Consider the following 20,962-nt stretch of genomic DNA (forward strand, 5'->3'; position numbering starts at 1 on the left):
AGGATTCATGACTATTTGCTATAATGGGACATTGATCTCCATATACTTCAGGTTGTCCCATGTCTAAGCCATTTTTAATCGCACCTTCAATTTTATCTGCCGACTTTGCACGTCTTGGTGAAGACGTTGAAAAAGTGTTGGAAGCAGGCGCAGATGTCGTGCATTTCGACGTGATGGATAACCATTATGTACCGAACCTGACTTTTGGTGCGGGCGTATGTAAAGCCTTAAAAAAATACGGTATCCAAGCACCGATTGATGTGCATTTGATGGTCAAACCTGTGGATCGTATGATTGGCGATTTCCTTGAAGCAGGTGCAGATATTATTACGTTCCACCCTGAAGCGTCAGATCATATTGATCGTTCATTGCAATTGATTAAAGCAGGTGGTGCGAAAGCAGGTTTGGTATTTAACCCTGCAACACCATTACATTACCTTGATTATGTACTTGATAAAGTCGATCAAGTACTCTTAATGAGCGTGAACCCAGGCTTTGGTGGTCAGAAATTTATTCCAATGACCTTAGAGAAGTTACGTGAAGCACGCAAAATCATTGATGCATCAGGTCGTGATATTCGCTTAGAAGTGGATGGCGGCGTTGGTCCTGCAAATATTCGTGAAATTGCTGAAGCGGGTGCGGATATGTTTGTATCTGGTTCAGCAATTTTTGGTAAACCTGATTACAAAACAGTGATTGATGAAATGCGTTTAGAATTATCAAAAGTGGGTCAAATTCAGCTGTAATCGTTTTTAAATTTAAGCTGATTGCTTTTGTGGATAAGTTTATGGATAACTATGTAGATATCTATGTTGATAACCATATGGATATCTTGATTAAAATCTAGACGCTTGCAGTCATTACGTTTAAATATTAGACGTTATATGTATAAAAAGAACTCAAATGAGTTCTTTTTATACATTCTAAGTACTGAAAATATCTGTTTATTTTATATTCGTTATGTGAGGTTATTGCTACTCATTAATTGAGCATTACTAAAAATAAATCGACTTTAAATTAAGGGATAAATACAGATTTAATCATTTGATTAATGTGTATAACTTGCTCAGTGCTGTGTTGTTATCCACACCAATTAGCTTGATAAGTAGTCAATTAAATAGATAAATCAAGTGAAATTTACCTAATGTGGATCCAAGCTCTGCCATTCACGCTATTAAATGATGTCGCACGAGTCCTTCAAAAATTGAGGCAATTTTGTAATTGATCTTCAATTTGTAACCACGATTTTATAAAATACTTGGAATAATAGGAGGAACGACCTCCCTTGTTGTTATTCATGTGAATCTGACAAGTGTAATATTCAGGACGACCTGATTCTTGAAAAGGAGTAAGGCGTGATGGCCTGGATTACCCTCATACTGGCAGGATTATTTGAAATTATTTGGGCATATTCAATGAAAATGTCCGAAGGTTTTTCCAAATTAACGCCTAGTATTATTACCATTGTTTTTATGATCCTGAGTTTCGGCTTATTGGCTTATGCCATGCGTACTTTGCCCTTAGGGACGGCATATACCATTTGGACAGGTATTGGGGCAGTGGGATCATTTTTAGTCGGCATTATGGTATTAGGTGAACCTGCAACCGCGATGCGTATGTTGGCTGCTGTTTTGATCATATCGGGTTTAGTGTTGATGAAATTATCTTCAACGTAAAACGAATCACGGAATCTGTGATATTTGCGCTAAGATCAATCGCCTGTATCACAGATTTTCATGCTCATGACGTTAAATTATCTTTATATGCATTCGCCCGTGGGCAGATTGCAGTTAGTTGCTGATGAACAAGCATTGGTTGCTGTGCTTTGGGAGTGCGAAAAAGCCAATCGCGTTCGCTTGCATCACTTGGTTGAAAATCAGAACAATATTATTTTGATTGAAACCCAAAAGCAGCTTAGTGAATATTTCCAAGGTTACAGACAACGCTTTGATCTACCTTTGAAATTGAATGGTACAGATTTTCAGCAGCAGGTTTGGCGAGCTTTACTTAATATTCCATATGGCGAAACACGCACTTATAAAGAAATTGCTTTAGCCATTGGAAATCTAAAAGCTGTACGTGCTGTAGGTAGTGCTATTGGACGTAATCCAATTTCGATTATTGCACCTTGTCATCGTGTGATTGGTGCTGATGGTAAGTTAGTGGGCTTTGCCGGCGGTTTAGCGAATAAAGAAATACTATTGAATCTTGAAAAGACAAATAAAATTTAAAAGTAGAAGAAATATTTTATGGATAATCCATTTTCAGCAATGTTTAGTTTCCTAACTTATTGGGTGTTAGGTGCAGGTCTAGTGGGAATACTTTTCCGTATTTTTCTACCGATGATTAAAGGTAAATTGGGAGAAAAGTATATTCGGGATGATTTTAAAAAATATTTAGTTGAACCTTATGTGCTTGTAAATGATGTGACCTTGCCAGATAACTAAGGTGGTACGACACAAATCGATCATATTGTGATGAGCCCTTATGGCTTGTTTGTGATCGAAACTAAAAATTATAAAGGTTGGATCTTTGGCAGTGAAAGGCAAAAGCAGTGGACGCAAACGATCTATCGGCAGAAGCATAAATTTCAGAACCCAATTCATCAAAATTATAAGCATATTAAAACTTTGGAATCTTTATTCGCAGATTTAGTTCCACCTAATGTGTTTATCAGTATTGTTGTTTTTGTGGGAAGTGCTGAGTTTAAGTCCAAGTTACCTAAGGGTGTTTTTTTAGACCGAGATTGGATTGAATATATAAAAACATTCCAATCTGAAGTTATTTCGCCAGATCAACTTATGATGATTCATCAACGATTAGAAATTGCATCATTAGAAAAATCTTGGAAAACCAATCGAGAGCACGTAAAAAATTTAAGACAGCGCAAGCAGCCATAAAAAAGCCCTTGCTTAATGCAAAGGCTCATCGTATTAAATTTTTGAAAACTTTAAATGATCGACAATTTCATCAAGCGGTTTGATGCGCTTTACAATGTCCCATAAAGCTTTGGCTTCAGGATAGTGCTTAGACATCATGCCAAGCCATTGTTTATAACGTCCCACCATATTCATTTCTTTTTTATACGCACCATTTAAGAAGCGAATTTGTAATGCTAATAGATCATTCCAACCCAGTAATGCATCATCACTATTTTGGCGAATGCATTGAGTAATGTCCGGTGTGGTCACAGCGCCACGACCAATCATAAGGTCTTCACAACCTGATTCAAGCTGACATTGCTTTGCATCAGTATTGTTCCAAATTTCACCATTCGCAATCACATTAATGTTTAAAGCTTCACGAATAGGTGCCAATTGATCCCAAAAAGCAGGGGGAGTATAACCGTCCGCCTTCGTGCGTGCATGTACGGTGACCCATGCAGCACCTGCACCTTGAATCGCATGCGCATTTTCCATCATGAAATTGCGATCCATATAGCCTAGACGCATTTTTGCCGAGACAGGAATATGACTTGGAACGGCATCACGCACGGCTTTAATTAACTGGTAAACCACTTCAGGTTCATCTAATAAAACCGAACCACCGCGATGTCGATTGACAGTTTTGGCAGGACAACCAAAATTCATATCAATTGCAGGTGCACCCATTTCAGCTACTTTTACCGCATTGGCGGCCATTATGTCAGGATTATTGCCTAAAAACTGTACATGCACAGGCGTACCCGATGCTGTTTTTCCATCGTTTAACAGTTCAGGACAATAACTATGATAGACATGATCGGGCAGAATTGAATCGGTGACACGGATAAACTCAGTCACACACCAGTCAAAGCTTCCAACAGACGTAAGTACATCACGCATAATGGGATCGGTTAAGCCTTCCATCGGTGCAAGAACAAGTTTCAAAGGGTCAGACCTGTAAAGAGAAAAACAGGGTTATACGATTTTTTGCACGGAATGTCTAGGCAAGGGTGAAAATTGATTTGAGATTGAAAATTCCAAGAGTCAGAAACGATGGTAATTTATGACATGATGAATGATCTCTAATAAAAATAGCGCATCCTCAGATACGCTATTTCAATCTTGTATATTTGATGATGTTATTTATACCGTGCCCACCCAGAAGTAGTTGATTCGACTTTTATACCAGTGTCGGTAGAAGTAACTGTTTCTGTCTTAATCCCAGTATGATTTTCTTTAGGAATTGTATAAACAAAACCAGTACCAAAAGTATTAGTTTCTTTATCGTATCCCTGACTACTCATATTGCCCACTAAACCACCTTTGGTAATACATCCTGCATCGATACTATGTGATTTCATTTTATTACGTGCAAGGGTATCGCCATAGATTAAGGTACAAGTACCGATATCAATATAATCATTGGACATCAATGCTACGTAGCCTAAATCTAGTTTAGGTACTAATCTGGATATATTGTTATTGTCATCAATATTCACATCTAGAATTTTACCCGTGGAAGGATCGCGATCCATAGAGTAAGAAAATTCTGATTCATTTTTACATAGATTTGTTGGAATTAAATATACATTTGAAATAGTTTCAGGGTTAGTATTTGGCAATAGACTTGAGAAATCTTGTGATCCATCTGCTGTTTTTAAAGCTCTGTTACAGATGATTGCTGCATCATTTTTTTCCCGTAATATGTTATATGGTGAGTAGATTCTTGGTGATGTTGCTGAAGCAGAGATACGACCCTCAGCCAAGATGGTATTTGTGTAAGTTGATTTTGAGTTGCCACCTGCAAGAGCTCCAGCAATGGTCACTGGTCCATCGAAATACAAAATTCCAGGAGCAAAAGCCGCATTATCTAGTGAAGATATACCACTGGATGATCTTAAGTTGTAGTAGCTGCCATCGTAATGATAGTCTTCAGTAAAACCCTCACTAGATCTAGTAATATCCAAACGAGGTAAATAGCCAACTATTTTACTACTACATTTTTTTCCATTGACTTGTGCACATATTGCTCCACTTCTATTCAGTGTAATAATCTCCCACCAAGGTTTAACTCTATCTATCCCATAATCTGCTAGATAGAAAGGATTGCCATTGTTCTCTTGAATAGGTGAGAAAGAACCATTTTTAATGACTTGTTGTTCGTAAGCACCTGTAGTTGCATTTTTCCCATATATGTAAATATCGCCTGTTACTTTATTTTTTAAATGGTTTAAATATACTCGGGTAAATCCGCCGATGCTTCTTTGAAATATATAATTTGCATCAAGCTTATATTGTTTGACGTCTATGAGCATTCCAAAGTTCATTAGGTCATTAATTGAATTGTAGATACTTATTGAATTAACTGGTGGTTCCATATTAATTACATAATGATCTTTCATGTATGTAAGTATCTCAGCTGTAGTTTTTTTAGATCGATTACCACCAATTCTTGTTATATTGTTTATGCTACCGCTATATATAGCATTTCCATGAATTTTTGAAGTTATGCTTATCTCAATATTTCCATTAATGTACGCACTTTGACGCACATCACTGCTTAAATCTGCATCAATTTTTCCATTCTTTGTATATACTGAGCCTTTAACTTCAGCATTATATAAACGAATATACGTACCTGCACTTAAGTACTGGCTAGATTCACTTGTAGCTTCGGCATTATCTAAATGTATATATTGGTTAGACTGAATACTACCTAAAACCTTGCTTCTCAACTGTATTCCACGTCCAACTTTTACATAATTTGAAGCGTAAATATTTCCTTGAACCGTATTATTACCATCAAGTAATAACGAATTACCGACTTCTACCCACCCTCGAGCAATAATATTGCCTTTAACAGTATTTCCTCCTCCTAATTCTGTGCCTATTTGAACATTACGCGCATTAATATTATTTGCCGAAGAGCTTAGGATTAAAATAACATCATTATTCGAATTAATATTTGCAGAAGTTTGACTTTGGTATAATTTTACTTGACCTACAGCATCAATATTTTGTGCTGAAGAGCTAGTCGCAATATAAACTTTTCCTAAAGTTTTTACATTTTGTGCATGGACATGGGTTTGAAGTGTTACATCTCCTTCAGCGCTAATATTACCAAATTGAGCAGGTTTAGTAATTATGCCCTCATGAATAGTAACCGAACCTTTGGCATTCAAATGAACATTACGAAATTTTTCACATTCGGAAGCAATACAATTTATATCTATATTACCTTTGGAATTGATAGTTAGTTCACTGATATTTTCCAGTTTAAAATCTGCTAATATTGCTACATTACCATCTACATTAATAGTTACTTTTGAATTAGGTAGCTCTGTTTTTATTGTGTTACCACTAAAATGAACATTACCACCTAAGCTTGCTTGGATGGCTTGGTCCACGACATTAACACTACCATTTACAATAGTGATGTCATATGTAACAGTGATTGTGGTGGCTGCTTGAGCGCTACTATTATTTGCTGCAATATCTGCTATAACGGTACATGTGCCCCCTGCAGTATGGCAACCAATGATTTTAGTGACAGTTGCATTTACTTTATGGTTGTCTGAATATTTTAAAGTAATATTTTGACCACTTAATTGTTGAATATTTTTAAAGTTTTCGGATCCCTTTTTTGTGAGATATTCCCTAAATGCACTGACACCCGCCCAACCCAAAATTTGTGCATTGGTTTGTGCATGTGCAGCGGTTGCCGCTTCTTTTTTAGTCATCAGTGCTCGTGCAACCGAAGCCGTAATTAACATGACTGTGATTCCTATGAGCAATACTAAAAGAATTGTTGCCATGCCGTTTTGTTTTTTAAATGTTTGCATTGCTCATCCTCACATTCAGGTTAATCGACATTAAATATTGTTTAAGCAAATTGAAGACTGAATTTGCTTGGAGTTAATATGTTGTCCCTGTGCAGTAATCGTGACAGTTTTGCTCCCTGAAGGATTGTGTTCACTAATAGCGTAAGGCGTGCACTTTTGTGGACTTACTAAACTTTGTAAACTGAAAGTAAAGATCGGTGCTGTACCCTCTGTGATTTCTTGATTTTTAATAGTAATTAATGGACTTTTGTTGGTGCTGCTATTTGTCCATGGAAGATCCTTAAGTACAGTATCTGTGCCACAATTGGTGTTTTCAAGTAGAAAAAGTTTGTATTCCTTCTTTGAGACATCATTTTGATAGGTCAATGCTTGGCATTTTAGGGTGGTAGGTTCTGCTAGGTCGGGAGTAAAGCGTAAATATAAAGTGTTATTGTCTACTGCAATGTCTCCTACATTGCCTGAACCATAACCTGCATTTTGGATAATTTTTTGTAAAACAAGCATGCCTAATTGAACTTGTGTGTCATAGTCTGCATCTAAAGATGACTCTAAGCTGATTTTGGAAATCTGCTTAAAAGTCATGAGCATCATGATCATGCAGAGCATAGCAATGACTAACCCAACGAGAACTTCTAACATAGTAAATCCATTGTTTTTCATGTTTATCTCCCTACGACATAACATGATGGATCGGGACCATTGGTGATACAGCTATCTAGAACATCAGCTTTTTGGCTTGCAACTAAAATAGGCATTTCTACTGTCCAATCTGTACTCATTCTTTGAGTAAAGCATTTAAAGTAGTAAGTGGTGTTACCAATGGATTTAGTTGCTGTAGAAATACGGCTGCAAAGATTAGCAACGCTTGTTTGAGTCTGTGCAGCTTGGAGCCTATTTTGCATTTCATTGACTATAATAAACCCAATATTCATATCTTTTTGCGTAGTGATCATACTCTTAATCGCAGCACCACTACCCAAAACAATAATAGAAAATAGTAGCAAAGAGATTAATGATTCCACGAGGGTAACCCCACGTTGCTTAGCGAATAACGATAGTGGCTGTTTCATTATTCTTTCCTATAGTCAATGTTGGATTAGCTGTTGCTGAACAGGTAGAACTAGGCGTAAGTACACCAATATAGTTAAAATCCAAACAATTAAGGTAAGTTGCCCCTTGTATAACATTAATATCTGGAAGAATTACGCTGTAAATAGCCTCACTCGGCTCACTTATGGGGCATGAACCGTAAATAACTTTAATTACTTTTTTAGGGGCAGGTGGATTGGGTGAACTAGGTGGAGGGGAGGTTTGCCATGGATAAAGACATACAGAGGCTGCTGTTTCATTCAATGTGGTATTATTCTTATTCCTAAGAGCAATAGCTTTTGCTTGCGAAATTGCATTTTGAATACTTGAGGTCGCATTATTGACCTGACTTTGATCAATCCAAGCACTTGTCAGAGAGCTACCCATAAATAGTACAATTGTTATTAAGCTAATTGTAATCATTAGTTCAATTAACGTAAGTCCTTTCTGTGGCATTATGTGCTGTCTTTTTTTTATCATGTTAAATCCATCCTGAGCCGTGACTACATGATGACGCTGCTTTTGATCCATCTGATTTGAGTGTCAAAGTGCAACCTACAAATTTAGTTTCTGTTTCACCTTCAGCACTTAGCACATAACCAGTAGTATCAGTTGCATAGGTATACTTAAAATCATTTGAGCTAGGATTCCATGATTTAAATTGCGTTTTTGTTTCAAATGTGGTCGTTGTAGGTGTAGAGGGATAACTGAGTGTTCTTTGGTATATATTTTCTGCAGCAAGTGATAATGCAACTAGATTTGATTGAGCTTCTTTAATCTTCGCCCGAGTGACATAGTTTTGATAACTCGGCAATGCGATTGCTGCAAGTATGGCAATGATCACCACTGCGATCATGAGTTCAATCAGTGTGAAACCTTTATATGTATTCATAAGTACCTCACATTGCCATTATTCTTAAATTCAGTTATTTCGTATAGGTATAATCAAAAAAGTGTTATGTAATTGAAGTTATCACTATAAATTAGGTATTAACGCTAAGATTCTCAATCAAAATGTGATGAAGTGTGATCTTTTGGAGATAAAAGGATTATTTGTTATCAAGCCTAATTGTTGTGTAATTTTATTTAGTAAAGGTGTGTACAAAGCGTTACTAGAGCTTGAATATTATTTTATGCTCTATGTTTATATAATTTATAATATTGTTTATTAACTGAATAAATGGGTGATTTTTTTATTTATTATGCTGATAGATTTATTAATATTAGAGTTCTTTCATAAGTCATTTTTTACTCAGCTCCATGTTGTAGACTCCAGCAATTAAATTGAATCTTAAGCCTAATCTTTTGCCGCGGTTGCGATATCGCTCGGTAAGGATTTTGAAGGTTTTCAAACTGCCAAATACATGCTCAATCCCGATTCTTCTTTTATTGATTTCTTGATTGTAGACTTTTAGTTCGGGATGTAATTTGCAGCGCTTCTTTGCTTTAAGAGGCAATAAGCTATTTGGATACACTGCGTAAATCCCTTGATAGCCTTTATCTGCAAGGATAAAAGACCCTTTAGGAACCTGATTTAAATTACGTTTGAATAGCTCGAAATCATGTACAGCACCACGACTCGTGCATAAACTCAGAACTTGCCGAGTTCTATAATGGATAATGGCTTGAACTTTAAAAGTATGTGCCTTCTTCTTGCCACTATAGCTTTTCTTCTGTTTTTTTAGGTCTTTGTATTGGAATTTCTGTGGCATCTACGATCACCACATTCCAGTCAATACCTTCGCCTTCAGGCAAATTCTTCGGTAAATTAAACAGATTGGATTTGATTAGGCAATCCTCTACATGGCGGACGATTCTTGAAGCAGTAGGCTCTGACACGCCATAACTTGTTGCGACATGGAATAAAGTTCGGTATTCACGCCAATAGCTCAGACAGAGTAAAACCTGATCTTCTACACTTAACTTAGGTGGTCTACCTTTAGTCGGGACATGTATTTTCAGTTGTTCAACCATTAAATCAAAGGTTGAAAAACTGATGCCTGTATATCGCTTAAACTGTGTTTCAGAAAGCTTCTTCAAATCGATGTATTTCATCCGCAGATTATGCATGAATATTTAAAATTCTTCGGTACAGATAATCAGCAAAAGATAGATCGTTTTTTGATTTATGAAAGAGATCTATTATAAGGGCAATTTCGATATTAAATTTAAGATAAAAATAGACTGAAAAACATCATTTCTCAAATTATTGTAACTTTCACTTACTTATTTAAAATCATTTCAAGTACAAATTTTGAGCCAATAAAACCCAAAGCTAAAAGTCCAAATCCAAGTAAGGTAAAGTGCACTGCTTTTTGTCCACGCCAACCAAATTGGTAATGACCAATCAACAATGAACCATAGACGAGCCAAGAAATAATACTGAAAGCGGTTTTATGCGCTAAGTGTTGAGCAAAGAAATCATCAATAGTAAAGAAACCAAAACCAAGTGCAACAGTAAGCAGTACAAAGCCAGTCATCAACATATCAAAGAGCAAACGTTCCATATGTTGATAAGATGGTAATAAACTGACCCAAACACGACGTTTTTGTTTATTCTTGAGTTCACGATCTTGAAAACGAAGAATTAAAGCCTGAATAGTCGCCATGAGAAGTACAGCATAGGCAGAGAGGGACAAAATAATGTGAATATCCAATCCCAAAGAGTTTTGTGTGGTAAATTTTGGCGGTTGGCTAAAAGCAAAACCTAAAATGAGACCTGTCGCAGCCACAGGAATGCCCAGTAAATTTAGGGCAAGCGTCGGTCGATAAGTGCTATAAATAACACTAAGCAAAAGCATTAAACCGGAGGTAAACGAGAGCAGCACAAAAACATCATAATTCATGCCAAGCGGTGTGAGTAGATCGCCCGATAGAACTAAAGCATGCAGAATCAAGCCCAATGCAGCGGTAAGACTGACAAACCATTGATTCGGGATGCGTTTAGACATTAAGTGAATAAACAAATACCAAAAAGATGAGGTATAAGCGATTAATGCTAAGATCGTATAAACCAACGGCAGGCTAATCATGTCAAACCTTTTTCAGGATGATGAATATTCATTTATATAAATTCGATGCGAACTACAGTATCCTATAGCATTCTATGCATAAATTTTCTATTTTAAGAAACAATTTTTTGCTCATGGCTATTTTAAGCGGATTTTGCAATGTTTGATACCTTAACAGAACGACTCACGCAGAGTTTAAGAAATGTTACTGGCTCAGGGCAGCTAACCGAAGACAATATTAAAGATACGTTACGTGAAGTGCGTATGGCGCTTCTTGAAGCCGATGTTGCTTTACCTGTCACTCGTGAATTCATCGCGAAAGTTAAGGAAGAGGCATTAGGCCAAGAAGTGATGACTCAGTTATCACCGGGGCAAGCTTTCGTCAAAATCGTTCACGACGAATTGACCAAAATGATGGGTGCGGCGAACGAAAGCCTAGACCTTGCAGCAAAACCACCAGTTGTTGTCCTGCTTGCAGGTCTACAAGGTGCGGGTAAAACAACAACTGCTGCAAAACTTGCACGTTTTTTACAAGAACGTCAAAAGAAAAAAGTGGCAATGGTCTCTGCAGATGTTTATCGTCCTGCTGCAATTAAACAGCTGCAAACGGTTGCTGGTGAAGTTGGCGCGATTTTCTTTGACTCGAATGCCAATGAACGCCCAATTGATATTGCCAATCGTGCAATTGAGCAAGCAAAAATTCAATTTGCGGATGTCTTGATTGTCGACACCGCAGGTCGTTTACATGTCGATGACGACATGATGGACGAAATTAAAGAACTTCACGCTGCGATTAACCCAACTGAAACCTTGTTTGTTGTCGATGCAATGACAGGTCAAGATGCGGCAAACACAGCAAAAGCCTTTAATGATGCGTTACCACTGACTGGTGTGATCTTAACGAAAACGGATGGTGATGCCCGCGGTGGTGCAGCACTTTCTGTTCGTGCAATCACAGGCAAGCCAATCAAATTCTTAGGTATGGGTGAAAAACTCGATGCCTTAGAGCCATTCCATCCTGAACGTATTGCGCAGCGTATTTTGGGTATGGGTGACGTGCTGTCTTTAGTCGAGGAACTTGAACGTAAAGTCGACAAAGAAAAAGCCGAAAAAATGGCGAAAAAATTGCAAAAAGGCGGTAGCTTCAACTTTGAAGATATGCTGATGCAATTTGAGCAAATGAATAAAATGGGCGGCATGATGGGCTTCTTAGACAAGTTGCCCGGTATGAGCAATGCAGGTCTACAAGATGCACTCGCTCAAGCTAACCCAGAAAAACAAGTGAAAAAAATGGAAGCGATTATCCAATCGATGACCATTAAAGAACGCCGTAATCCTGATCTGATGAATCCAAGCCGTAAAAAGCGTATTGCAGCAGGTTGTGGTATGGATGTGGTTGAAGTCAATAAATTGATTAAACAACATGCACAAATGGCGAAAATGATGAAGAAATTTGCCAATCCATCAGGTATGGCGAAAATGCTCAAATCATTAGGCGGCTTGCAAAAACAATTCGGCGGTGGTGGCGGTATGGGTCCATTGTTCGGTGGTAACGACAAGAAATAATCTCATTATTTCCTGTTCGAAAAGGCGCGTTAAGCGCCTTTTTTATGCGCTATCGAAAACACAACAGATGCTTACTCATTTTTAAGATGGCTTCAGGCACACTAATGCTTAGAATAAGGAGAAAGAGTAATGACACAGGTTTTCGTGATCCATGGTTATACCGCAAGTCCTGAAGAGAATTGGTTTCCATGGATGCAACAACAAGCAAATCAAGCAGGTGCAAGTTTAAAAGTATTGCGACTCGATCCCACAGAGACACCTAGTTTAGTGGTTTGGGAGCAGCAAATTGATGAGCAAATTGAAAGCATCGATCAACACACCATTTTTATTGCGCATAGTCTAGGTTGTATTGCCACGCTGCATTATTTATCACGGGTATTACAAAAGCAGACGATTCGACAATTGGTCTTGGTAGCTGGTTTTAATGGTCGTTTAGGACGCTTAGAGCAGGTCAACCCATTTATAGACGCTGCGAAAATTGATTTTGAATTGCTTAAACGTCAGATTGAACAGCGTGTGGTGATTTATTCCGAAGGAGATGATCGTGTCGCAGCACATTTCAGTTTAGAGCAAGCCAAAAGTTTAGATGCAGATGTCATCCCAGCACAGCATCAAGGACATTTTATTGATTCAGAAGGCTGTACTGAATTACCTGAAGTTTGGCAGGCGATTGCAAAAAATCTTGTACTTAAAGCCAAATAAATAAAGATGATCGAGCCTAATTAATTCAACTTTACTAGCGATATGCGAAAAAGCGTGAGATGAATTGAGCTTGAATCACGCTTTTCTTTCGATTTCATTCAATTGATGAAACTTTTACTGAACTTGTATTCGGTTCTGATAAACGCGCAGCAAAATGTTGTAAGCCTTTAAGTAGTAAATCAGGCTCAATCACAGGGTTAAATTGGGCTAAATTTTGGGCGAATAAAGGCGCATCACCGCCTGTCAAAATGAGTTGGGCTGGGAAGTCGTGTAACACTTTTTCGATGGTGCTGAGCAACCCCAATAAAATGCCATGATGCACAGCATCAATGGTATTGCGTCCCGGTGAAAGTGCTTCAAATGCAGCATCAGGAATTTTAATCCCTTTGGTGTTCTGAATGAGTGAATCACGCTGCAAGTACAGATTCGGTAAAATAAAGCCGCCAAGATGAGTCTGACCTTGCGCTAAATCAATGGTGAGAGCAGTACCGCAACTGATCACACAGTAATTCTGCGTTGAGTCCTTCGCGACAGCCAATACTTGTAACCAACGGTCAATTCCGAGCTGTGTTGGATCATCATAGCCGCAGATTAAGCCTGCATATTCCGCCTGAACTTTCGCGATGATGACAGGCACATTTAAGCGTTTTAGAATTTTAAAAATGCGGTCATTATTTTTTTTATCGAGCACCGAAGAGATGCCTACTTGGTGAATCGATAAGCGTTTAAAATGTTGTACTAGCCCTAAAAGTAAATCCGCGGGGGATTGCAAATGCAATTCTGCACCATGCTCAAGAATTTGCTCATGGTCAGTGATCCAATATTTTAGTCGGGTATTGCCAATATCTAACCATAATTTTTTCATTCTTTGCCTTCCATCAGCAAGGGTATTTTAAGCGTAACTGACCTTGATAAAAAACTTTTATACCCATTGCTGTATCAATTTGCACAGCACCATCGGCTTGAATACCAATAAAAGTGCCAAGATATTGACCGTGTTGATCGGTAAATTCAACGCTTTGTTGCATAAATGCTGCATGATAATTAAAACGTGCGGCTAAATTTTGACTGTTATAACTAAACCATTGACCAGCTTGCTGAATCGCTAAATAAATTTCACTGATTAATTTAATACGCTGACGATCTTCAAGCCCAAGCTCATGCAATGACGTCACGGCTTGATCAATACTCGGGTCTTGAATCGGACTTAAATTAATCCCAACGCCAATAATCGCTTGGTGTTGATTAAGCGGTTCAACCAATATACCGCCCCATTTTCCCTGTGGGCTATACAAATCATTCGGCCATTTCACCTGAATGTTTAACTGTTGCAGGCTCGGTATTTGTAAGATATTTAAAGCAATTTCAAGTGCAAGACGACCATCAATCGCTATATCAGTGCTCAGCAATGTGCTTAAATAGATGTTGCCTTCAGGAGAGATCCATTGTCGTTGTCGTTGACCACGACCTTGGGTTTGCACACGACTGCTCACGAGAACGTGGCGAATGCCTTTTTGAGCAATGTCTCGCACATCATCATTGGTTGATGCTGTGCTTGGTTTAAGCAGCAACACTTCAGGAAGCTGATCTGCAGCCATCAATAGTTGTTGCAGTTCACGAGTTTCTACATCCATTTGAATCTAAACGTGGGAAATGTCGGTATGGAGTTAATCATATATCTGTTGATTGGTGCAATTGCAGGATTTACCGCAGGACTCTTTGGGGTTGGTGGTGGGCTGATTATTGTGCCGATTCTGTATATCGTGTTTACTCATATGAATTACGATCCTGACGTGATTATGCATATGGCGGTAGGAACATCACTTGCCACAATTATTGTTACGTCAATCAGTTCTGTGATGGCGCATCATAAAAAAGGTGCGGTGCTTTGGACTGTCTTTCGTCATTTAGCCCCTGGTTTGGTTGTCGGTTCATTTATTGGTGCAGGAATTGCAGATTATCTGTCGGGATACGGTTTACAACTCTTGATTGGTTTCTTTGCCTTATGGGTTGCTTTCAAGATGTTCATGGGTGCCAATACTCAAATTGATCCCACTAAAAAATTACCATCAACACCTATGCAAATGGCAGCAGGCGGTGGCATTGGTATTGCTTCAGCCATCTTTGGTATTGGTGGCGGTAGTCTGACGGTACCATTTTTAAATAAATGTGGTGTGGTGATGCAAAAATCAGTAGCGACCTCAGCTGCCTGTGGCTTGCCTATCGCAATCGCAGGTGCGCTCGGCTTTATTTGGTTTGGTCAGCAATCAAACGTCGATGTACCGAATACACTCGGTTATATCCATATCTATGCATTTATCGGTATTAGTATGATGAGCTTCTTTACCGCCAAAGTGGGGGCGAAAGTCGCACATAGATTATCACCTGCAATGCTTAAAAAATGTTTTGCGAGCTTGCTGAGTATTGTGGGGATCTATTTTATCGTGCAAGGTTTCTCATCATTCGCTTAATCCAAGTAGATACTTTTTTATAGATCATCATCTTGGAATGAGGTCGCTGTAAAAGACTTGAAATAGAGGTTTATCTTTAAAATTGGCTGTATAGACAGAAGATTGTCTGACAATGTCAAAGTATGACCTGGCAAAATACGTTAAATATAAAACAGTGCATCTTTTGAGTTGCCACCGCATCAATAAAAAATAAAACAGGAATGCTATGCAACAGGTCGAAACGCAAAGTTTATCCGAGCATATCGCCAAACATATTAGTGAACAGATTATTCGTGGCGAATTGGTCGAAGGTGAGCGCATACAGGAACTTCGGATTGCATCTGAGCTTGATGTCAGTCGTGGTTCTGTGCGTGAAGCATTGTTATTGCTTGAACGTACTCAACTTATTGAGATTTTCCCCAGACGTGGCGCGATCGTGTCGGAAATGTCTGCGTTACAAGTCCGTGCGTTGTTTGAAATGACCTGTTTGTTGCTTGGGCAGATTGTCCATCGGATGGCAGAAACATGGCGTCCCCATGAAGCGGAGCGCGTTCAGCTATTATTAGAACAATTAGACGCTGAAACTCGCCAAGGTAACACCGAAAAGTTTTATGATTTGATCTTTCAAGGATTGGCAGATCAGCATGAAATGGTCGGTAATCCATACCTGATGCGTTACTACCAAGAAATGTTGCCATCACTACGCCGTAGCTATTTTTTAACCTTGAATATTTCTAAGCGTGAGCTGCAAGAATCTTTTGAGTTGTTTAAATCGATTACAGATGCTGTTTTAGCGCGAAAATCACATCAAGCGACTTTATTTATGGAAGATTTTTGTCGACACTTGCGCAACCTTGTGTTGGAATCGCTGACACGGATGAAACAAATTGAACTCGCGTGGGCAAGACGTTCACGACGATAACATCAGGACATTATGCGTTTAAGCAGTTTAAAACTTTCAGGCTTCAAATCGTTTGCCGATAGCACGACTTTACATTTTAAAGACAACCGCACCGCAGTCGTCGGTCCGAATGGTTGTGGTAAATCCAATGTCATTGATGCCATTCGCTGGGTCATGGGCGAGTCGAACGCGCGCCAACTGCGTGGTGGCAGTATGCAAGATGTCATCTTCACAGGCACTGCAAAGCGTAAACCCGTCGGTTTGGCCAGTGTTGAACTGCGTTTTGATAATACCTATGGCAAATTAGGCGGCATGTATAACGCTTATACAGAGCTTGCGGTACGTCGTCAGGTCAATCGGGATGGTAAGTCCGAATATTTTTTGAATGGCACCAAATGTCGCCGTCGTGATATTACCGATATTTTCTTAGGTACAGGTTTAGGTCCACGTTCATATTCGATTATTGAGCAGGGCATGATTAACCGACTTGTCGATGCCAAACCTGAAGAAATGCGTGTGTATATTGAAGAAGCAGCAGGCGTCTCGCGTTATCAAGCGCGTCGCCGTGAAACTATGCTGCATTTGGATCACACCACACAAAATTTATCACGCCTTGAAGATATTGCTTCAGAACTCAAATCTCAGCTCAAAACTTTAAAGCGTCAGGCTGAATCAGCGATTCAATACAAAGAACTTGAAGCACACATTCGCACGATTAAGATTGAGACCTTATCATTCCAATGTGAGCAAAGTCAGCGCTTGCAAGAAGAATATACCCTGCAACTGAACACGCAGGGTGAAACCTTTAAATTGGTTCGTTCTGAGTTGACCACGCTTGAGCATGATTTAAGTAATACCAGTGAATTGTTCCAGCGTTTAATTCAGCAGTCGACCCCATTGCAAAACGAATGGCAACAAGCAGAAAAGAAACTGGCTGAACTTGAGATGACTGTGCAGCAAAAACAGTCATTGTTAGCGCAAAATTCAACTCATTTACTGCAACTTGAACAACAACGCGCTCAAGCCAAAGAACGCCTACAACTGATTGAGCTGCAATTAGAAACCTTGTATGAGCAACTTGAAGATCAAACCGCACAGTTGCAGCAACTAGATGCAAAAAATCAAAACCAACAGCAAAGTGTCATTGATCTAAAAGCCCAACATGCCAATCTCTCAGTGCAATTTACTCAAATGAAAGCGCAAGTTGAGCAGCAGCAACAACGTCAATTGCAAATGTCTGCCCAAAGCGAGCAATTGGTCAAAAATATTGCACGTATTGAGCAGCAAAAAGCAGTGCTGCAACAGCAGTCTCAACAAATTCAACATGAAGCGCAACAAGATGAACTGGAACAGCAGCAACAAGACAAAATCACAGCTGAAAAAACGCTGACAGATATTGAACACGCACTGAATATTTGCAAGACGCAACAAGCACAGCTTCACGCTGAGCAACATCAGCAACAACAACAAGTGATGCAGCTGAAATCAGAAATTCAGGTATTGCGTTCAGAGCAAAAGCATCTTGATCAGCTCGTGACCAAAGCCAATCCAAAGCATAATCCCAATGCTGTACAACTCATGCAGGTGTTAAAGCTGAATGAACAGGGTAAAGCACATGCGACGCTAATTGAAAAATTCTTAGCGAAATGGCTTTCAGCTCAAGTTCTCGCAAAAGATGAAGATTTCTTCACTCAGCAAGCGCGTCAACTGAAACAAACTGAGATTCAAGACAAAATTTGCATTGCCAATAGCACATGTTTGGCAGATTGGATTGAAGCGCCGCATTATTCACTTTGGCAGAATGTTGCTGTGGTTGAAAACTTAACCCTAGCTTTGTCATTGCAAATAGCGTTGGCTCAAGGTCAGACTTTACTCAGTTTGGACGGCTATCATATCGGGCAAGATTGGATCATTGGGCTAGATTATGATGAGTCAAGTCAAGCAGGTCAGGGTGCGTTAAGTCATCGTATTCGTCTAGATGAAATTGAGCAGCAGTTGAGTGAGCTGCAAGCCGCATTATTACAGGCTGAACAGCAATTACTCGAAAGTAATACATCTTTGAATCAATGCAATGCGCAACACCAAAGTTTGACAGCGCAGCTGAAACAAGCGCAACAGGCAGTACAGCAGCTCGACTTAACTATTGCCAAAGTTCAAAGTGCGACACAGGCATTTGCAGTCCAAAAGCAACAATTGCAAAACCAGTTGCAGCAACTGGATGTACAGCTTGAAGAAGACGCCATGCAAAAAGATGATCTTGAAATTGATCTGCATGCCTTAAACATCAAACTTGAGCAGAGCCTACCAATCTATAAAACCTTGCAATTCCAACTTGATGAATTAAATCTTCAACTTGAAGATGCTCAACAACAGTATCAATTAGCGCAACAAGAGCTTGAATTACTGCGCCGTCAAACCGTGCAGAGCAAACAACAAGTTGAATTGTTAGAGAAAGATCAAAACTTCTTGAAGCAGCAACAGCAGCAAATTTTGGCGCAGATGGAACAAGCGAAGAGCTTAATTGATCCTGTACAGCTTGAACTGCCTAGTTTGCAGTCGCAATATCAGCAGCAAGCAGATTTGACTGCCAAGCTACAAAAAACGTGGTCAGCGTGGCAGTTGGAACTGAATGATGTTCAAGCCAAGCAAAAATTACTGACCGAAAAACGTCAAAGTTTCCAACAGCAAGACGAAAAGCTTAGAACGGATTTGGAACAAAAACGTTTAGCATGGCAATCTGCGCAATCAGATTTACAGCACTATTCAGAACAGCTTAAAGAGATGAATAGTGAAATCATCACAGGCTTGAAGATTGATATTCAAGCGCACCAAGCCAAGCTAGAAAAAGCACAAGCACAGTTTGATAAGCTCGGAGCGGTGAATCTTGCAGCATCTGAGGAATACGAAGAAGTCTCAAAACGCTATAATGAACTCAGTCATCAAATGCAAGACTTGGAAAATACCGTGCAGCAATTACAAGCTGCAATGAAAAGTATTGACCAAGAAACCCGCAAACTGTTTATGAGTACCTTTGATCAGGTCAATAAAGAGCTTCAAAACTTATTCCCGAAAGTATTTAATGGCGGTGAAGCGAGTTTAAGCCTTGAAGATGGATGGCAATCGGGTGTAAAACTGATGGCACGACCACCGGGCAAGCGCAATAGCTCATTGGCACTGCTTTCTGGTGGTGAAAAAGCATTAACAGCATTGGCGTTGGTGTTTGCAATTTTTAGACTGAACCCTGCACCATTTTGCGTCCTTGATGAAGTCGATGCACCGCTTGATGATGCGAACGTTGGACGTTTTTGTAATTTGGTCAAAGAATTGTCTGAACACGTACAATTTATTTACATTACCCACAATAAGCTTGCAATGATGATGGCAACTGATTTGCTCGGAGTAACCATGCCAGAAGCAGGTACTTCGAAATTAGTCTCAGTCAATTTGGAACAAGCAAAAGAATACGGCGAAGCTGCGGAGGCTTAAAATGGAAATCACAACACTGATCGGGATTGTTATAGCGGTCGTGATCATGCTCTTGGGCATTAAAATGATCATTAAGAAACCTGCGGATGCACCGTCTTTGGATGCTGATTTGCATATTGATCCAGACAGTCAGACACCAATCATTCCGCGTCATGTGCGTGCGCAGTTGGCACAGCAAGACACAGCGCGCATTGAACCTAGCTTAAGCGATGCAACGGCAGCTGAAACTGCTCAAACCGAAAAGAAAGAACCGACATTTATTCAGTTAACGCCGGATGCTCAACAAAAAGCAGAGGTAGATACTGAAACAACAGCAACGCTAAAAGTAGATGAAGTTGAAAAGACTGAATCTGTTATTGAAACTGCACCTGTAGAGCCAATAAAAGCTGAGATAGTGCCTCAAGTCGAGGCGGTTGAAGAAAATAAGCCGGTCGCTGCTGAATTTAGTTTAAATGCCAATATCGAAAAAGCTGAAATTTCTGACTTTAACGAAGAAAGCAGTATTTTAGATGCGCATCTACATGAACAAAAAATTGTGGATGAAGAAAGTGCTTTAGCCAATGCTGAAACGGTTATTTCATTGCATATTTATCCGCAAGGTCGTGTTTTATCAGGTGAAAAAACCCTGAAAGTTTTGTTGAAATATGGTCTGCGTTATGGCGAATTGGCATGTTTCCATCGTTATAGCGAAGATGGCTCAAAACTACTTTTCTCAGTATTGCAAATGACCGATACCGGTATGGAAGGCTTTGACCTTGAAACGCTATCGACTGAAGAAGTGAAAGGTTTGGCTTTCTTCTTGGCATTGCCACATAGCGATGTGCAAAATGCGTTCGATACCATGGACAGTATCTCGCGTCTAATTGCCCGTGAAGTCGATGGTCTGGTCTATGATCAAAACCATCAAGAATTTACCCCACAGCTGCGTGAATTCTGGCGTCATCAAGCGATTGATTATCGTGTTGGACAACCAGTAGAAGTTTAAGTTTCG

At 39.3% G+C, this 20,962-nt stretch carries 20 protein-coding genes and 1 pseudogene; 10 read left to right on the forward strand and 11 right to left on the reverse strand.

What is annotated here, in order from left to right; genetic code table 11:
* The first annotated feature begins 59 nt into the window (after positions 1-59).
* From rpe to GFH30_RS02860, 4 genes and pseudogenes are all read left to right on the forward strand, one after another.
* Entirely contained in the window at positions 60-746 is a 687-nt protein-coding gene (gene rpe, locus GFH30_RS02845) for a ribulose-phosphate 3-epimerase (protein ID WP_153370806.1), read from the forward strand.
* Positions 747-1,358: 612 nt separating this feature from the next.
* A complete protein-coding gene (gene sugE, locus GFH30_RS02850; protein WP_153370807.1) occupies positions 1,359-1,676 on the forward strand; it encodes a quaternary ammonium compound efflux SMR transporter SugE in 318 nt (105 codons plus the stop codon).
* Between the two features lie 66 nt (positions 1,677-1,742).
* On the forward strand, positions 1,743-2,231 hold the full coding sequence (locus GFH30_RS02855; RefSeq protein WP_153370808.1) for a methylated-DNA--[protein]-cysteine S-methyltransferase: 489 nt from the start codon (positions 1,743-1,745) through the stop codon (positions 2,229-2,231).
* Between the two features lie 18 nt (positions 2,232-2,249).
* Positions 2,250-2,900, forward strand: a pseudogene (locus GFH30_RS02860) (nuclease-related domain-containing protein).
* A gap of 33 nt (positions 2,901-2,933) precedes the next feature.
* On the opposite strand, the gene GFH30_RS02865 reads toward GFH30_RS02860, so the two are convergent.
* From GFH30_RS02865 to GFH30_RS02900, 9 genes are all read right to left on the reverse strand, one after another.
* On the reverse strand, positions 2,934-3,869 hold the full coding sequence (locus tag GFH30_RS02865; protein WP_153370809.1) for a tRNA dihydrouridine synthase: 936 nt from the start codon (positions 3,867-3,869) through the stop codon (positions 2,934-2,936).
* Positions 3,870-4,063: 194 nt separating this feature from the next.
* Positions 4,064-6,766 (reverse strand): hypothetical protein, encoded by a 2,703-nt coding sequence (locus GFH30_RS02870; protein WP_153370810.1) that lies wholly within the window; start codon positions 6,764-6,766, stop codon positions 4,064-4,066.
* 30 nt (positions 6,767-6,796) lie between these two features.
* Positions 6,797-7,426, reverse strand: a complete 630-nt coding sequence (locus GFH30_RS02875) for a PulJ/GspJ family protein (RefSeq protein WP_171501071.1) — start codon at positions 7,424-7,426, stop codon at positions 6,797-6,799.
* 2 nt (positions 7,427-7,428) lie between these two features.
* Entirely contained in the window at positions 7,429-7,836 is a 408-nt protein-coding gene (locus GFH30_RS02880) for a type IV pilus modification PilV family protein (RefSeq protein ID WP_153370812.1), read from the reverse strand.
* Positions 7,808-8,335: a pilus assembly FimT family protein gene (locus GFH30_RS02885; RefSeq protein ID WP_171501070.1), complete on the reverse strand. Its 528-nt coding sequence runs from the start codon at positions 8,333-8,335 to the stop codon at positions 7,808-7,810. Before GFH30_RS02885 ends, GFH30_RS02880 begins: the two co-directional genes overlap by 29 nt.
* 1 nt (position 8,336) lies before the next feature.
* Positions 8,337-8,747 (reverse strand): type IV pilin protein, encoded by a 411-nt coding sequence (locus GFH30_RS13480; protein WP_153370814.1) that lies wholly within the window; start codon positions 8,745-8,747, stop codon positions 8,337-8,339.
* 349 nt (positions 8,748-9,096) lie between these two features.
* Complete coding sequence (locus GFH30_RS13335; protein ID WP_196779987.1) at positions 9,097-9,567, reverse strand: transposase family protein; 471 nt, start codon at positions 9,565-9,567, stop codon at positions 9,097-9,099.
* A complete protein-coding gene (locus tag GFH30_RS13340) occupies positions 9,515-9,910 on the reverse strand; it encodes a transposase family protein (RefSeq protein WP_171501020.1) in 396 nt (131 codons plus the stop codon). The genes GFH30_RS13335 and GFH30_RS13340 overlap by 53 nt, the downstream gene beginning before the upstream one ends.
* 167 nt (positions 9,911-10,077) lie before the next feature.
* Positions 10,078-10,887: a cytochrome C assembly family protein gene (locus tag GFH30_RS02900; protein ID WP_153370815.1), complete on the reverse strand. Its 810-nt coding sequence runs from the start codon at positions 10,885-10,887 to the stop codon at positions 10,078-10,080.
* Positions 10,888-11,025: 138 nt separating this feature from the next.
* Between GFH30_RS02900 and ffh the strand changes: the two genes are divergently transcribed.
* Both ffh and GFH30_RS02910 read left to right on the forward strand, forming a co-directional pair.
* Positions 11,026-12,432 (forward strand): signal recognition particle protein, encoded by a 1,407-nt coding sequence (ffh, locus tag GFH30_RS02905; RefSeq protein WP_153370816.1) that lies wholly within the window; start codon positions 11,026-11,028, stop codon positions 12,430-12,432.
* Between the two features lie 129 nt (positions 12,433-12,561).
* Entirely contained in the window at positions 12,562-13,134 is a 573-nt protein-coding gene (locus tag GFH30_RS02910; RefSeq protein ID WP_153370817.1) for an RBBP9/YdeN family alpha/beta hydrolase, read from the forward strand.
* 94 nt (positions 13,135-13,228) lie between these two features.
* Here the strand turns inward: GFH30_RS02910 and GFH30_RS02915 are convergent, their stop codons facing one another.
* Complete coding sequence (locus GFH30_RS02915) at positions 13,229-13,999, reverse strand: type III pantothenate kinase (RefSeq protein WP_153370818.1); 771 nt, start codon at positions 13,997-13,999, stop codon at positions 13,229-13,231.
* A gap of 13 nt (positions 14,000-14,012) precedes the next feature.
* On the reverse strand, positions 14,013-14,768 hold the full coding sequence (locus GFH30_RS02920) for a biotin--[acetyl-CoA-carboxylase] ligase (protein ID WP_153370819.1): 756 nt from the start codon (positions 14,766-14,768) through the stop codon (positions 14,013-14,015).
* 27 nt (positions 14,769-14,795) lie between these two features.
* Between GFH30_RS02920 and GFH30_RS02925 the strand changes: the two genes are divergently transcribed.
* From GFH30_RS02925 to GFH30_RS02940, 4 genes are all read left to right on the forward strand, one after another.
* A complete protein-coding gene (locus GFH30_RS02925; RefSeq protein ID WP_153370820.1) occupies positions 14,796-15,605 on the forward strand; it encodes a sulfite exporter TauE/SafE family protein in 810 nt (269 codons plus the stop codon).
* Between the two features lie 205 nt (positions 15,606-15,810).
* Entirely contained in the window at positions 15,811-16,506 is a 696-nt protein-coding gene (locus GFH30_RS02930; RefSeq protein ID WP_153370821.1) for a GntR family transcriptional regulator, read from the forward strand.
* Positions 16,507-16,518: 12 nt separating this feature from the next.
* Entirely contained in the window at positions 16,519-19,971 is a 3,453-nt protein-coding gene (smc, locus tag GFH30_RS02935) for a chromosome segregation protein SMC (RefSeq protein ID WP_153370822.1), read from the forward strand.
* Position 19,972: 1 nt separating this feature from the next.
* Positions 19,973-20,956, forward strand: coding sequence for a cell division protein ZipA C-terminal FtsZ-binding domain-containing protein (locus GFH30_RS02940; RefSeq protein ID WP_153370823.1), 984 nt, complete (start codon positions 19,973-19,975; stop codon positions 20,954-20,956).
* The last annotated feature ends 6 nt before the right edge of the window (positions 20,957-20,962 follow it).

Origin of the sequence: Acinetobacter wanghuae (assembly GCF_009557235.1) — a bacterium.
In the GTDB taxonomy this organism is placed as follows: Bacteria; Pseudomonadota; Gammaproteobacteria; order Pseudomonadales; family Moraxellaceae; genus Acinetobacter; species Acinetobacter wanghuae.

Bases quoted from the DNA above. Each gene is read 5' to 3' on its own strand.
- rpe (WP_153370806.1), top strand. From the start codon at position 60: ATGTCTAAGCCATTTTTAATCGCACCTTCAATTTTATCTGCCGACTTT.
- sugE (WP_153370807.1), top strand. From the start codon at position 1,359: ATGGCCTGGATTACCCTCATACTGGCAGGATTATTTGAAATTATTTGG.
- GFH30_RS02855 (WP_153370808.1), top strand. From the start codon at position 1,743: ATGACGTTAAATTATCTTTATATGCATTCGCCCGTGGGCAGATTGCAG.
- GFH30_RS02870 (WP_153370810.1), bottom strand. From the start codon at position 6,766: ATGCAAACATTTAAAAAACAAAACGGCATGGCAACAATTCTTTTAGTA.
- GFH30_RS02875 (WP_171501071.1), bottom strand. From the start codon at position 7,426: ATGAAAAACAATGGATTTACTATGTTAGAAGTTCTCGTTGGGTTAGTC.
- GFH30_RS02880 (WP_153370812.1), bottom strand. From the start codon at position 7,836: ATGAAACAGCCACTATCGTTATTCGCTAAGCAACGTGGGGTTACCCTC.
- GFH30_RS02885 (WP_171501070.1), bottom strand. From the start codon at position 8,335: ATGATAAAAAAAAGACAGCACATAATGCCACAGAAAGGACTTACGTTA.
- GFH30_RS13480 (WP_153370814.1), bottom strand. From the start codon at position 8,747: ATGAATACATATAAAGGTTTCACACTGATTGAACTCATGATCGCAGTG.
- GFH30_RS13335 (WP_196779987.1), bottom strand. From the start codon at position 9,567: ATGCCACAGAAATTCCAATACAAAGACCTAAAAAAACAGAAGAAAAGC.
- GFH30_RS13340 (WP_171501020.1), bottom strand. From the start codon at position 9,910: ATGAAATACATCGATTTGAAGAAGCTTTCTGAAACACAGTTTAAGCGA.
- GFH30_RS02900 (WP_153370815.1), bottom strand. From the start codon at position 10,887: ATGATTAGCCTGCCGTTGGTTTATACGATCTTAGCATTAATCGCTTAT.
- ffh (WP_153370816.1), top strand. From the start codon at position 11,026: ATGTTTGATACCTTAACAGAACGACTCACGCAGAGTTTAAGAAATGTT.
- GFH30_RS02910 (WP_153370817.1), top strand. From the start codon at position 12,562: ATGACACAGGTTTTCGTGATCCATGGTTATACCGCAAGTCCTGAAGAG.
- GFH30_RS02915 (WP_153370818.1), bottom strand. From the start codon at position 13,999: ATGAAAAAATTATGGTTAGATATTGGCAATACCCGACTAAAATATTGG.
- GFH30_RS02920 (WP_153370819.1), bottom strand. From the start codon at position 14,768: ATGGATGTAGAAACTCGTGAACTGCAACAACTATTGATGGCTGCAGAT.
- GFH30_RS02925 (WP_153370820.1), top strand. From the start codon at position 14,796: ATGGAGTTAATCATATATCTGTTGATTGGTGCAATTGCAGGATTTACC.
- GFH30_RS02930 (WP_153370821.1), top strand. From the start codon at position 15,811: ATGCAACAGGTCGAAACGCAAAGTTTATCCGAGCATATCGCCAAACAT.
- smc (WP_153370822.1), top strand. From the start codon at position 16,519: ATGCGTTTAAGCAGTTTAAAACTTTCAGGCTTCAAATCGTTTGCCGAT.
- GFH30_RS02940 (WP_153370823.1), top strand. From the start codon at position 19,973: ATGGAAATCACAACACTGATCGGGATTGTTATAGCGGTCGTGATCATG.